At 61.6% G+C, this 12,699-nt stretch carries 11 protein-coding genes; 4 read left to right on the plus strand and 7 right to left on the minus strand.

Annotated features, from left to right (window positions below):
- Positions 1-331: 331 nt before the first annotated feature.
- Positions 332-3,721, minus strand: a complete 3,390-nt coding sequence (locus VGD10_RS07335) for a TonB-dependent receptor domain-containing protein (RefSeq protein ID WP_331040154.1) — start codon at positions 3,719-3,721, stop codon at positions 332-334.
- A gap of 256 nt (positions 3,722-3,977) precedes the next feature.
- Between VGD10_RS07335 and phaR the strand changes: the two genes are divergently transcribed.
- Complete coding sequence (gene phaR, locus VGD10_RS07340) at positions 3,978-4,520, plus strand: polyhydroxyalkanoate synthesis repressor PhaR (protein ID WP_331040155.1); 543 nt, start codon at positions 3,978-3,980, stop codon at positions 4,518-4,520.
- A 1-nt stretch (position 4,521) separates the two neighbouring features.
- Here the strand turns inward: phaR and VGD10_RS07345 are convergent, their stop codons facing one another.
- On the minus strand, positions 4,522-5,361 hold the full coding sequence (locus tag VGD10_RS07345; protein ID WP_331040166.1) for a methyltransferase: 840 nt from the start codon (positions 5,359-5,361) through the stop codon (positions 4,522-4,524).
- A gap of 47 nt (positions 5,362-5,408) precedes the next feature.
- Here VGD10_RS07345 and VGD10_RS07350 point away from each other — a divergent pair, with 47 nt between their 5' ends.
- On the plus strand, positions 5,409-5,600 hold the full coding sequence (locus tag VGD10_RS07350) for a hypothetical protein (RefSeq protein ID WP_331040156.1): 192 nt from the start codon (positions 5,409-5,411) through the stop codon (positions 5,598-5,600).
- Here the strand turns inward: VGD10_RS07350 and VGD10_RS07355 are convergent.
- On the minus strand, positions 5,597-7,129 hold the full coding sequence (locus VGD10_RS07355) for a CpaF family protein (RefSeq protein ID WP_331040157.1): 1,533 nt from the start codon (positions 7,127-7,129) through the stop codon (positions 5,597-5,599). The genes VGD10_RS07350 and VGD10_RS07355 overlap by 4 nt on opposite strands.
- 114 nt (positions 7,130-7,243) lie before the next feature.
- Between VGD10_RS07355 and VGD10_RS07360 the strand changes: the two genes are divergently transcribed.
- The gene (locus VGD10_RS07360) at positions 7,244-8,149 is read left to right on the plus strand and encodes a DMT family transporter (RefSeq protein WP_331040158.1); all 906 of its coding nucleotides are present in this window, start codon (positions 7,244-7,246) and stop codon (positions 8,147-8,149) included.
- Positions 8,150-8,185: 36 nt separating this feature from the next.
- Positions 8,186-8,623, plus strand: coding sequence for a DUF6265 family protein (locus VGD10_RS07365; protein ID WP_331040159.1), 438 nt, complete (start codon positions 8,186-8,188; stop codon positions 8,621-8,623).
- Here the strand turns inward: VGD10_RS07365 and VGD10_RS07370 are convergent.
- The 4 genes from VGD10_RS07370 to atpA all read right to left on the minus strand — a co-directional run.
- Positions 8,620-8,883, minus strand: coding sequence for an ATP synthase F1 subunit epsilon (locus VGD10_RS07370; RefSeq protein WP_331040160.1), 264 nt, complete (start codon positions 8,881-8,883; stop codon positions 8,620-8,622). The two genes, VGD10_RS07365 and VGD10_RS07370, sit on opposite strands and share 4 nt — an antisense overlap.
- On the minus strand, positions 8,884-10,341 hold the full coding sequence (atpD, locus tag VGD10_RS07375) for a F0F1 ATP synthase subunit beta (RefSeq protein WP_331040161.1): 1,458 nt from the start codon (positions 10,339-10,341) through the stop codon (positions 8,884-8,886).
- A gap of 26 nt (positions 10,342-10,367) precedes the next feature.
- Positions 10,368-11,255 carry a F0F1 ATP synthase subunit gamma gene (locus tag VGD10_RS07380; protein WP_331040162.1) on the minus strand — a complete coding sequence of 296 codons (888 nt, stop codon included), beginning with the start codon at positions 11,253-11,255 and terminating at the stop codon, positions 10,368-10,370.
- Positions 11,256-11,269: 14 nt separating this feature from the next.
- On the minus strand, positions 11,270-12,699 hold a 1,430-nt coding region (gene atpA, locus VGD10_RS07385), incomplete at its 5' end, for a F0F1 ATP synthase subunit alpha (protein WP_331040163.1).

Raw genomic sequence — 12,699 nt, forward strand, 5'->3', positions numbered from 1 at the left:
CGAACGCTGTATATATGTGGCGTGCCTCCACGTGCCCAACTGCCGCTGACCTGCGGAAGAATTCTCGGGACGCAGCTAGGTCGCGGCGAATGACGTTTCCCACAAGATGCCACATGCCGAGAACGTGGAGGGCTTCTGCGTCATTCGCGGCAGCAGCCCGGTTAAGCAGAACTAAAGCCTCAGCCGATCTTCCTGCCGCAATGAGCCGTTCGACAACTTGAGTGGAAAAGCTTTGCGTCATTCTGTCTTTTTGCAGTCTCTTGAACCTGACGCGAACAAAAAAAGGGGGCCGGAACAACGTTCCGACCCCTCAAGGTTTAAGTTACTCGGCTTAAAAGCGAGCTTTGAAGCCGGCGTAGAAGGTCCGGCCAAAGGTCTCGTAAATCGCCGCATTACCTGTACCGCGGTCGCCACCTGCGCCACCCGTGCCGGTGCCGGTGAGGCCGAGCGGCGGATAGGTATCCAGGAGGTTGTCGATACCAGCGTAAAACTCAAGATCCTTCCCGATGCCACCACCGTTGGCGACGTCCCATTCAACACGAATGTTGTGGTAGAAAGTCTCCGGATACTGGGAAATGTCGGCATAGTCGGCATTCTCCGGCGGATTGCCGTTTAGAGAATTATAGTCCTCGTATGTGTTCACATACATCTCGCCGATATACCGCAGCTGATAGCCCAGCGTGAACTGACCCAGAGTAAGGTCCGTGTCCCACCGGAACTCGTCCTGCGGCGTCCCAAGTTCGCTGAGGATCCGATTTTCATGGTCCGGGTTTAGCGGATCCTGGAAGTTGCTGGCTTCAAGAGTTTTTACGTAGATCAGGTTGGTATTGAGCCTCGCATTCGCTCCGAGCCTGGTGCGGTAAGCCACCTCAAAATCGATGCCGCGCCTCGTGCGCTTAGCGAAGTTAAAGGGCTGCTGCGTCAGTGAATTGCCCAGAACCTGACCCGCAATTTCCCCGTTCGGGCCGGTTGTGCCGACGGCACCCCGGTAACGTTCGAAAATCGGGCAGAACGCATTGTCCAGCGTCGGTGAGTCGTAGCAGTTGTTGACGATTTGCTGAGCTCCCAGGGCAACAATCACGTTGTTGACCGTGATGTCGTAGTAGTCGGCGCTGAACGAGAAGCCCGGAACGAAGCGAGGCTGGATAACTACACCCAGGGTGTAGGAGTCCGACTTTTCCTCCTCCAGATCGGGATTACTTCCGGAGATGACCGGCAGCGACGGAGCGCCGAGTGTTGCCAAGTTGTCGACAAGGGCTTGACCGAGGTCGGCAATGCAGTTCGCCTGACGCGTTGCCGAACCTGCACCGATCTGCGCGCCCGAGCAGGGATCCTGGAAGCCCGGAGCAAAGTTAGGAATGAGCGGGAAAGCTGTCTCCGCAAGATTGGGCGCACGGACCGAACGGCCGTAATTGGCCCGGAAGCGTAGATCCTGGATCGGCTGCCACTCCAGACCGGCATTGTACGAATAGACGGTGCCGATGGAATTGTAGTCCGATACACGCCCCGCAGCAGTCAGCGTCAACTCTTCGAAGAAGGGCGTGTCGCTAAGCACCGGGATCTGAATTTCGGCGAAGGCTTCCTTCACCTCCATCGGATCTTCAGGATCCGCATTCCCGAGCACGAGGGAGTTCGTGACGCCCTGAAGAACAATCGGATCGTTCGTGTAACTTGCATCCTCGCGGCGATACTCGGCGCCGACCGCGAAGCGGACAGGGCCTGCCGGGAGTTCGAACATCTGGCTGGTATCGCCAGATACGAACCCTGAGAAAACCATCTGCTCGATCTCAGCGCTGTCGTTCGAATTGTAGACGAAGTATTCGGCCGCAGCGCGGTTGCCTGCTCCCGCCCCAAATGGGTTATACGGAACGCAGGCGGCAACGTCGGCATCCAAGCGGGCTGCGATGAATGCATTCTGAGCCGCAGTCAGGCTCGGGGATTGAAATGCTACCCGAGCAGCCGGATCAAACTGGGCGCGGCACTGAATCTGTCCAGTGGCCGGATTAACCGCCGCGTCAAGCGAGAGCAGGAACCGCTGCCGGTCCACATAGCCGGAATTGGAGTTCTTCTGCTTAAACAGGCCGTAGTTTGCCGAGACTTCGTAGTTCCAGTCTTCGTTGAACGTGCCACGGAGGCCGACAACGCCCCGGTAGGTTTCGCGTTTGAAGATTTCATCGCGGATGCCGATGTCGAGGAACTGTTTGCCGATCGGGAAACGATAGGTGCCGGCATTGATCTGTGCAATCTCGGCAGCAGAAAGCCGTGTGCCACTTGCCGCCCCTGTTGCCGTGGTAAGGGTGCAGGCGGAGCCGGTTATGGTCGGGTCGCAACCTGACGCCAGGAACGCCGCACGAAGTGTCTCCCGATCAGCCGGATGCAGGAACGGGTTGTCGAGCCGAATGCGCTCACGTTGAGGAGTTGTACCTCCAAGAGCATTTTCGGCGAACTGACCGCCCTGGGTGAACGACGGGCTGGCGTTGTTGCCCTGCGCGTCGGCCCGAGCATATTTCGCTTCCACGAAAAACTCAGCGGCATCGCTAAATTCATAATGGGCGAGAAGGTTAAAATTGTAGCGCTGGAGATCCGGCAAGATGGAAAGAAGGCTTTCTTCACGACCGCTCTGGCCGTTGCCGCCGAGGAAGCCACCGTTGATGGTGGTGCCAAAGCGCGTGCCAGTCTGGGGCACTAGGCGCCCATCAGCATCGAAGACATAGGTGCAATTGAAGGGGGCCGAAAAACGCGGATCGCCGCTAGTGTTGGGGGTCGGATCGATGACTGCACTCGTGCTGGTCCCGCATGGCGCGGTCCCGCCGACAAGCTGGGTGACCGGCACAAGGCCGTAACGATTGATCGTCGCACTACGGAGATCCTCCACGAAAATGCGATCGGGGAAGCCATCGCTCCCGTTGGGAGACCCTGCCGGGTCAACATCAACGACGGAAAGTCCTCTAACCCTAGCATATTCAGGAATGTCGGACCCGTAGACGCGCTCTTGATTGGAAAATTCGCCGTGTACCGTCACGTTGCCGCGGCCCTCGCCGAAGTTCATGCCGTACATCGCGGAAACGTACTGCTCGGCACCGTACCCTTCTTGGGCAATGCTGGTGTTGCCGCGCACTTGAAGACCCTCAAAATCGCGGCGCAGAATGAAGTTGACCACGCCGGCGATGGCATCCGAGCCGTATACGGACGATTGGGCGCCGGTGACGATGTCCACACGCTCGATCAGATCGTTAGGAATGGTGTTGATGTCGACCGACACCGCATTGTTCTGAATGTCGGCGGCGACGTGGCGACGACCATTTACCAGCACGAGAGTGCGCGAGGTGCCGAGATTACGAAGGTCGAGCAGGTTGAGGCCGGCCACGCCGACGCCGAGGCCCGGATTCTGCTGTGCGAAGGTGCTGCTCAGCTGAGGCAGTTCGTTCAGCGTGTCACCAACATTAACGTCGCCCTGCTTGATGAACTGTTCACCACCAATCGACGTGACAGGTACGTTCGATTCAAGGTTCGGACGACGGATGCGCGAACCGGTGACGGTGATTTCTTCGCCCTGAGTAGCGTTCTCACCCGATTCCACTTCCTGTTCGCTCTGCAGCGTTTCAGGCGGATCTTCGCCGGCCACATCTTGTGCATAAGCCGGAGTCGCAATCGCGAGCGCACAACCAGCGAAAGCAATCGAGCGCAGAGCGCTCGAACCCAAAAGTCCGAATTTCCTCATTTTGCATCCCTCAGAGAATAGGAGCCAAAGTGGCGCCTCTGACGGCAGAGTGCGTCGGAGAGCCCCGATGCATCAAGCTTTAGCGCCTGAAATTCAGATAATGTTCAGGGGCTGTCACAGTTTTGCAACAGGGCTTTTTGGGCCTCCTTTTGCCCCAGTGTATGCTTTCTGACTTAGCTTGACGTGCTGACAGCGCTAGGTTGGCCGCGCTGCAGCACGGTGCTAGGCTGTAAGCCTCTCTTTTAGAAGGTTGCCCATGGCCGCTCCTAGTGACGACAGCGTCGTCATCATCAAGAAATATGCCAACCGTCGTCTCTATAATACGGAGAGCTCGTCCTACATCACGCTCGAGCATCTCGCCGAGATGGTGCGGAAGAAGCGCGAGTTCCGGGTGGTGGACGCGAAGAGCGGCGAGGATATTACGCATAGCGTTCTGACGCAGATCATCGTCGAGGAAGAGGCGCGGGGGGAGACCATGCTTCCCGTCAATTTCCTCCGCCAGTTGATCGCAATGTACGGCAATTCCATGCAGGCGATGGTGCCGCAGTATTTGGAGGCGTCGTTAGAAGCCTTCCAGCGCAACCAATCGCAACTTAGCGACGTGATGGCGGGAGCCTTTTCCTCGGGGCCCTTGGCGGAGATGGCCAAACGGAACATGGAGATGTTCGCGGCTGCAGCACGCGGGGTGGAGCCCGCAAAGAAGAAATCCGAGCCTAAGGAGGATACCAAGATGGAGCTTCAGGAGCTGAAGGCGCAGCTCGCCGAACTCCAGAAGAAGCTAGACCAACTGGGCGGGTGAACTAGCGCGGCTTCCTGAATTTCAGCGTCATCCGGTCGCTCTCGCCGATTGCCACATATTTGGCTCGATCCTGATCTTTCAGAGCCAGTGTTGGTGGAAGCGTCCAGACGCCATTCGGCCAATCCGTCGTGTCCTTCGGATTGGCGTTGATCTCAGATGTGCCGACCAATTCGAAGCCCGCCTGGTCCGCCAGGGCCAGCACCGTTGAAGTCTTAATGTAGCCGCTGGTCCGTTCCCGTTCCGCACTTGCTGTCTCGGGGAGGCGATGGTCGACGATGCCGAGGATGCCGCCCGGCTTCAGCATGGCATAGATTTGCCGGAACGCCTCGGGCGCATAATCCTTCTTGTCGTCGCGGCGATAGCCCATCCGCCAGTTGTGAACGTTGCGGAAAGTAAGGACGACATCCGCAATACCCTCCGGCACGCGAGTAGTATTGGCGTCGAAGGCGGGGAAGTCGGCGGTAAGGACGCCGCCATAAACCGGCGCATTGGCTTCCTTCATCTTCTTTATGCCGCCGATGCCCCAATCGGGCGCCGCTGCGTAGAGGCGTCCGCCGCCGCCCGCGAGGTAAGGCGCAAGGATTTCGGTGTACCAGCCGCCGCCTGGCCAGACCTCCACAACCGTGTCGTCCGGCCCGACGCCGAAGAACGCAAGTGTCTCCGCAGGATGACGATAGGGGTCACGAGCCACGTTCGCGGGCGTGCGAAGCGGATTTGAAACTGCGGCCGCGAGCGCCGCCCGTGTAGCGGGAGCGGCGGCGTCCTTCTCCATTGAGATGCATCCAGCGGCAGGCACGATCGCGGCGGCCGCGAGCAGTGCGCGAATGAAGGTCTGGCGCATCATCATCTTCTCCCTACATGTTCGGGCAAGCTGATGACGGAAGTGCAATGATGACGCAAGCGGCGCTATGGACGGCGGCGGGAAGTGCGACGGCAGTGGCCGTTCTTGCGGGCGTGGCCGAATGGCTGCGCGCGCGGCGGCGCAATCTGGATCGAGTCGGCTGGGTGCCCTGGACCTTTATTCAGATAACCGCTTTTTTCATCGCGACGTTGTTCGCCATATTGGCGGTGAAGGCCTAGAGGCACGCTTCCAGGAAAGGCTGGTCGAAGCCGAACTGCTTGGCCTTTTCCAGCGTGTAGGGGCGGAGACCCATCGAGCGATATTCGCCGATGATCTTCCCGTCGGCGGTCTCGTCCAGATATTCGAACTTGAACAGTTCCTGCGTGACGATGACGTCGCCTTCCATGCCGATCACTTCGGTGATGTTGGTCGTGCGGCGGGAACCGTCGCGGAGGCGCTTCACCTGGACGATGAGGTCGACCGAGTCCGCGATCTGGCGCGAAATGGCTTCCTTCGGCACCTTGATGTCCGACATCATGACCATGTTCTCCATACGCGCGAGGCATTCGCGCGGGGAGTTGGAGTGAAGCGTACACATGGAGCCGTCATGGCCTGTGTTCATGGCCGCGAGCATGTCGAAACATTCCGAGCCGCGGATTTCGCCGAGGATGATGCGGTCGGGGCGCATACGAAGGGCGTTCACGACGAGGTCGCGGATGGTGATCGCGCCTTGCCCCTCAAGGTTCGGCGGCCGCGTTTCGAGCGGCAGCCAGTGCGGCTGCTGAAGCCGAAGCTCGGCCGCATCTTCGATCGTGATCACGCGCTCGCCCGGGTCGATCATCTTCGACAAGGCGTTGAGCATCGTCGTCTTACCTGAACCGGTACCGCCTGAGATGACGATGTTGAAGCGGCAGGCGCCAGCGATTTTCAGCGCCGTCGCCATCTTCGGGGACATCGATCCAAAGCCTGCCATCATATCGAGCGTGATCGGCTTCTCAGAGAATTTACGAATCGAGATGGCGGTGCCGCGGAGCGAGAGCGGCGGCACGATTACGTTGACGCGGCTGCCGTCCGAAAGACGGGCATCGGCGAGCGGCGTCGTCTGATCTACGCGGCGGCCGACCTTGTTCACGATCCGCTGCGCGATCTGGAACAGATGCTCCTCGTCACGGAACTGGATGGTAGAGAGGGTGAGCTTGCCCTTCTTTTCGATGAAGGTCTGGTTGGGACCGTTCACCATGATGTCCGAGACTTCGGGGTCGTTCAGCAGCTCTTCGAGCGGACCAAGGCCAAGCAGCTCGTCGACCAAAACCTTTTCCAGCGCGAACTGCTCGCGGCGATTGAGGTTGATCTTCAGCTCGGCGAGCACTTCGCCAATGATGGGACGGAATTCTTCCGCAAGCTCGTCCTTCGAGAGGGTCGCGGCAGCTTCCGGATCGACGCGTTCCAGGAGGCGCGGAAGCACCTGTTCCTTGATGCGGTGAACCGAGGCTTCGAAACCTTCCGCTTTGGATTCGGCGCGCTCGCCGGACGCGGCGGTACGCTCGTTAAGCTTCGCCATCGCATCGCTAGGCGCCGGCGCCTGGTCGAGCGACGGAGCGCCGTCGTCGGCAAGCGCGGCAGGGTCGATCGGCGGGAATTGCTCGCCGCCTTCGGGGTCTGCGGGCTTGGGGACGAAGCCCCCGCTTTTCATCGGCTTGGCAACGCCGAAGGCCGGCCTATTGCCGCCCGCTCCGCCTACGCCGCCTCTCCGTCCAAATGCACTCATCCCTGCAAGCCTCGACTGATCCGATCAAAATTCCATGCGCGAAACTGGTGAATAAGCTGGAAACTTTGACAATTAGCTAATTGCCGGAAAAGGCGTCGCGGAGGGGGAAGGCGGATGGAGCGTCACGTACAGGGGGAAGTTGGAAGGGCGCTTCTGCTCGCCCTTACGGGCTTTTCCATTCTTTCGCTGGGTGACGCGGTCGTGAAGACGATGGCGGGAGAGTGGCCCGGATCCGCCGTATCTGCGCTACGCTACAATTTCGGAGCTCTTGGCCTCGCGGTGGCTGTAGGGCTGCGGCATGGCCGCAAGGGCTTCGTTTTCCCGAGACCTTGGCTGCAGTTCGGGAGAGGGGCCGCCGTAAGCCTCGCGACCATCTGCTTCTTCCTCGGCGTAATGGCGATGCCGCTCGCCGATGCGACGGCCATCCAGTTCACGAGCCCGATCCTGACGGCCCTCCTGTCCGGGATCGTCCTCGGTGAGCGCGTGCCAAAAGTAGCGCTGATGGCAACATTGCTCGCCTTTGCCGGCGTTCTGATCGTGCTTCGGCCCAACCTCATCGAATTGGGGGCAGAGGCTTTCTATCCCATCGGCGCCGCCTTCGGCATGGCTTGGCTCATCATGCTCAACCGCAAATCGGCCGGCGATGCGCCGGTGCTGGTGATGCAGTTCCTGCTGGCTCTTATGGCTGCCCCCTTGCTCCTCGTTTCAGCGGCCGCTCTTGTGCTGACCGGCCTTCCCCAATTTGCCGTTCCGGTGCCGAGCGCCGAAGTGGTGCTGAAATGCGCTTTCGTCGCCCTTACTGCCTCGTCCGGCCATTTGCTGATCTATGCGGCGACGGTGAGAGCGAATGCCGCCGCGGTGGCGCCGATGACCTATGTGCAGCTTTTGATCGCAGCGCTGCTCGGCTGGTGGTGGTTCGGAGACGCGCCGGACCTCGTCTCACTGGCAGGCGCGGCGCTGATCATCGCCGGCGGTCTATGGCTTTGGCGGGCGCAGAAGAGGGCGCATGCAGGGGCGTGAGACTCATGCTATCCTGCCTGACGAGGAGGGCAGGGCATGTTGCTGACGTTTATTGCCGCTCTGGCGGTTGCCAGCGCGGCTCCTGCGCCGAAGGTCGAGGATCTTGACTGGCTCAGCGGCGACTGGGTGAGTGAACAAGAAACCACTTGGACGGAGGAAAGCTGGACGTCCACCCGGGGCGGAATGCTGCTCGGAGTGAACCGTAGCGGAAAGGGCGATAAAGGCACGGCCTACGACTTCATGCGCATTGCCGCGGACGAGCAGGGGAATATCGTCTTCTGGGCGTCGCCGGCCGCAAAGGCGCCGGTGCCTTTCCGCTTGGTCTCAAGAGGCGCGACGGAAGCCGTTTTCGAGAATCCGGAGCATGACTACCCGACCCGCATCGCCTATCGGCGCGCGGGTAATCAGCTCCATGCAACGATAAGCGGTCCGGAGGGGAAGAACCCCTATAGCTGGACCTTTCGGCGCCGCTAGGCGGGTACGTCCGCCTTTTCGGCGAGTACGGTGAGGCCGCGGTCGTTCACTTCGGCGAAGCCGCCTTCGATCGCGATCCGCTCGGGCTCGCCGCCGCTTGCGCGGTAGATGGCAAGTTCGCCGTTGCGGATCGTGGACATGAAGGGCGCGTGGCCTTCAAGCACGCCGAACTCGCCCTCGCTGCCGGGGACGACCACCATGTGGACCTCCTCCGACCGGACCAGCCGTTCCGGCGTGACGAGTTCGAAGCGAAGCGGCATTTAGGCCGCTTCCGCCGCGAGGCGCTGGGCCTTCTCGACCGCTTCCTCGATGCCGCCGACCATGTAGAAGGCGGCTTCCGGAAGATGGTCATATTCGCCGTTCACGACCGCCTTGAACGAGCGGACGGTGTCCTCGATCTGCACGAACTTGCCGGGGATGCCGGTGAAGACTTCGGCGACGTGGAAGGGCTGCGACAGGAAGCGCTGGATCTTGCGGGCGCGGCTGACGGTGAGCTTATCCTCTTCGGAAAGCTCGTCCATGCCGAGGATCGCGATGATGTCCTGAAGCGACTTGTACTTCTGCAGCGTCTCCTGGACGGCGCGGGCGGTCTCGTAATGCTCCTGACCCACGGTGCGCGGCTCGAGGACGCGGCTGGTAGAGTCGAGCGGATCGACCGCCGGATAGATGCCGAGTTCCGAAATGGCGCGCGAAAGCACCGTCGTCGCGTCCAAGTGGGCGAAGGACGTGGCAGGCGCCGGATCGGTCAAGTCGTCGGCGGGCACGTAGATGGCCTGCACGGACGTGATCGAGCCCTTGTTGGTCGAGGTGATGCGCTCCTGAAGCGCGCCCATGTCGGTGGACAGGGTCGGCTGATAGCCCACCGCCGAAGGGATACGGCCGAGAAGCGCCGACACTTCCGAACCCGCCTGGGTGAAGCGGAAGATGTTGTCGACGAAGAAAAGCACGTCCTGGCCCTCGACGTCGCGGAAATATTCCGCCTGGGTGAGGCCGGAGAGCGCGACGCGGGCGCGGGCCCCCGGCGGCTCGTTCATCTGGCCGAACACGAGCGCCACCTTCGAGCCTTCGGGCGTCGGGTTGCCGTCCGCATCCTTGGCGATAACACCCGCGTCGAGGAACTCGTGGTAGAGGTCGTTGCCCTCGCGGGTGCGCTCGCCGACGCCGGCGAACACGGAGGTGCCGCCATGGCCCTTGGCGATGTTGTTGATTAGCTCCTGGATCAGCACGGTCTTGCCGACGCCGGCGCCGCCGAACAGACCGATCTTGCCGCCCTTCGCGTAGGGGGCGAGAAGGTCGATGACCTTGATGCCGGTGACGAGGATCGAGGTTTCCGTCGACTGGTCGACGAACAGCGGAGCCTCGGCGTGGATCGGCGCCGACAGGTCGCTGCCGATGGGGCCTCGCTCGTCGATCGGCTCGCCGACCACGTTCATGATGCGGCCGAGCGTCTTCGGGCCGACCGGGACGCGGATCTGCGAGCCGGTGTCCATCACGCGCTGGCCGCGGGTGAGGCCGTCGGTCGAGTCCATCGCGATGGTCCGGACGGTGTTCTCGCCGAGATGCTGGGCGACCTCGAGGACGAGGCGGTTGCCATTATTGTCGGTCTCGAGCGCCGAGAGGATTTCCGGCAGCTCGCCGTCGAAGGTGACGTCGACGACGGCGCCGATCACTTGGCTGATGCGGCCGATATTGTTCGTGGCGGTTGCGGCGGTGGCCATGGCTGTTTCCCTTGCCTTCTAAAGTCCTAGAGCGCTTCGGCGCCCGAAATGATTTCGACGAGTTCGGTGGTGATCGCCGCCTGGCGCTGGCGGTTATACTGGATCGACAGGCGGTTGATCATGTCGCCCGCGTTGCGGGTCGCATTATCCATCGCGGTCATGCGGCTGCCCTGTTCCGACGCGGCGTTCTCGAGAAGCGCGCGGAAGATCTGGACGGCGACGTTGCGCGGCAGAAGCGAGGAGAGGATTTCCTCCTCATTCGGCTCATATTCGACGGCGGCTTCAGCGGCGGAAGATGGCGAAGATGATCCATCCGCACCCATCGGAACTGGGATGATCTGGAGCTCGGTCGGCTCCTGCACCAGCGCCGACTGAAAGCGGGCGAAGAAGAGGTGCCCCACGTCAAACGCGCCGTTCTGGAAGCGCTCGATAATGTCCTCGGCGATCGCCTGCGCGTCTGCGAAGCTCACCTGCTTGATGTCGCCCGTGTCGTATTGATGCACGATCTGCTTCGGGAAGAGGCGCTGGATCACCGCGCGGCCTTTGCGGCCGACGAGGTAGAAATGAACCGTCTTCCCCTGACGCATCAGATCGTCGGCCGTCCTGCGGGCGGCGCGGACGATGTTGGAGTTGAACGCGCCGGCAAGGCCGCGGTCAGACGTGCAGACGACCAAAAGGTGCGTCTGGTCCGAACCGGTTCCGGCGAGCAGCTTCGGGCTTTCCGGGCCGACGGTGACCTTCGAGGCGAGGCTCGCCATGACGGTCGAGAGCCGCTCCGCATAGGGGCGACCGGCCTCGGCGGCCTGCTGCGCGCGGCGAAGCTTCGCCGCGGCGACCATCTTCATCGCCTTGGTGATCTTCTGGGTCGATTTGACCGAGGAGATCCGCCCTTTAAGTGCCTTGAGGCTCGCCACGTGCGGTCAGTCCCTTAAGCGAAGGTCTTCACGAAGCCGCCGATGATGGACTTCAGCTTGTCGGCCGTTCCGTCGTCGAGCGTCTTGGTGTCGCGGATCGTATTCAGGACCTGCGAATGATCGCTGCGGATATGGGCCAGCAGCGAGCTTTCGAAGCGGGTGACCTGATTGGTCGGGATCGTGTCGAGGAAGCCGTTCACGCCAGCGAAGATCGAAACGACCTGCTCTTCCATCGGCATCGGGTTGAACTGCGGCTGCTTCAGGAGCTCCGTCAGACGGGCGCCGCGGTTCAGGAGCTTCTGGGTGGAAGCGTCGAGGTCCGAACCGAACTGAGCGAAGGCCGCCATTTCGCGATACTGGGCAAGCTCCAGCTTAATCGAGCCCGCGACCTTCTTCATCGCCTTGGTCTGCGCGGCCGAGCCGACGCGGCTGACCGAGAGGCCGACGTTGATGGCCGGACGGATGCCCTGATAGAAAAGCTCCGTTTCAAGGAAGATCTGGCCGTCGGTGATCGAGATCACGTTGGTCGGGATGTAGGCCGACACGTCGCCCGCCTGCGTCTCGATGATTGGCAGCGCGGTCAAAGAGCCCGAACCGTTCGCCTCGTTCATCTTCGCTGCGCGCTCGAGGAGCCGCGAGTGGAGATAGAAGACGTCGCCCGGATAGGCTTCGCGGCCCGGCGGACGGCGGAGGAGCAGCGACATCTGGCGATAGGCGACGGCCTGCTTCGACAGGTCGTCATAGACGATCACGGCATGCATGCCGTTGTCGCGGAAATATTCGCCCATCGCGCAGCCGGTGTAGGGCGCAAGGAACTGGAGCGGCGCAGGCTCCGAAGCGGTCGCGGCGACGACGATTGAATATTCCATCGCGCCATTTTCTTCGAGCGCGCGGACGATCTGGGCGACGGTCGAGCGCTTCTGGCCGACGGCGACGTAGATGCAATAAAGCTTCTGGCTCTCGTCGTTGCCCTGGTTCGCCTGACGCTGGTTGATGAAGGTGTCGAGCGCAACGGCGGACTTGCCGGTCTGGCGGTCGCCGATGATGAGCTCGCGCTGGCCGCGGCCGACGGGGACGAGGGCGTCAAGCGCCTTGAGGCCGGTCTGCATCGGCTCGTGCACCGACTTGCGCGGGATGATGCCCGGCGCCTTCACTTCGACGCGGCTGCGCTTTTCGGCGACGATCGGCCCCTTGCCGTCGATCGGGTTGCCGAGCGCGTCGACGACGCGGCCGAGCAGGCCCTTGCCGACGGGGACGTCGACGATGGTGCCGGTGCGCTTGGCGGTCGAACCTTCGCGGATGGCGCTGTCGGCGCCGAAAATGACGACGCCGACGTTGTCGGCTTCGAGGTTGAGGGCCATGCCCTTGGTGCCGTCCTCGAACTCGACCATCTCGCCCGCCTGGACGTTATCGAGCCCATGGATGCGGGCGATGCCGTCACCGA

The sequence above is a fragment of the Allosphingosinicella sp. genome (assembly GCF_036402135.1).
Classification (GTDB): domain Bacteria; phylum Pseudomonadota; class Alphaproteobacteria; order Sphingomonadales; family Sphingomonadaceae; genus Allosphingosinicella.

What these genes read in the sequence shown, in the direction of transcription:
- VGD10_RS07335 (WP_331040154.1), bottom strand. Translation starts at nt 3,721, where the DNA reads ATGAGGAAATTCGGACTTTTGGGTTCGAGCGCTCTGCGCTCGATTGCT.
- phaR (WP_331040155.1), top strand. Translation starts at nt 3,978, where the DNA reads ATGGCCGCTCCTAGTGACGACAGCGTCGTCATCATCAAGAAATATGCC.
- VGD10_RS07345 (WP_331040166.1), bottom strand. Translation starts at nt 5,361, where the DNA reads ATGCGCCAGACCTTCATTCGCGCACTGCTCGCGGCCGCCGCGATCGTG.
- VGD10_RS07350 (WP_331040156.1), top strand. Translation starts at nt 5,409, where the DNA reads ATGATGACGCAAGCGGCGCTATGGACGGCGGCGGGAAGTGCGACGGCA.
- VGD10_RS07355 (WP_331040157.1), bottom strand. Translation starts at nt 7,129, where the DNA reads ATGAGTGCATTTGGACGGAGAGGCGGCGTAGGCGGAGCGGGCGGCAAT.
- VGD10_RS07360 (WP_331040158.1), top strand. Translation starts at nt 7,244, where the DNA reads ATGGAGCGTCACGTACAGGGGGAAGTTGGAAGGGCGCTTCTGCTCGCC.
- VGD10_RS07365 (WP_331040159.1), top strand. Translation starts at nt 8,186, where the DNA reads ATGTTGCTGACGTTTATTGCCGCTCTGGCGGTTGCCAGCGCGGCTCCT.
- VGD10_RS07370 (WP_331040160.1), bottom strand. Translation starts at nt 8,883, where the DNA reads ATGCCGCTTCGCTTCGAACTCGTCACGCCGGAACGGCTGGTCCGGTCG.
- atpD (WP_331040161.1), bottom strand. Translation starts at nt 10,341, where the DNA reads ATGGCCACCGCCGCAACCGCCACGAACAATATCGGCCGCATCAGCCAA.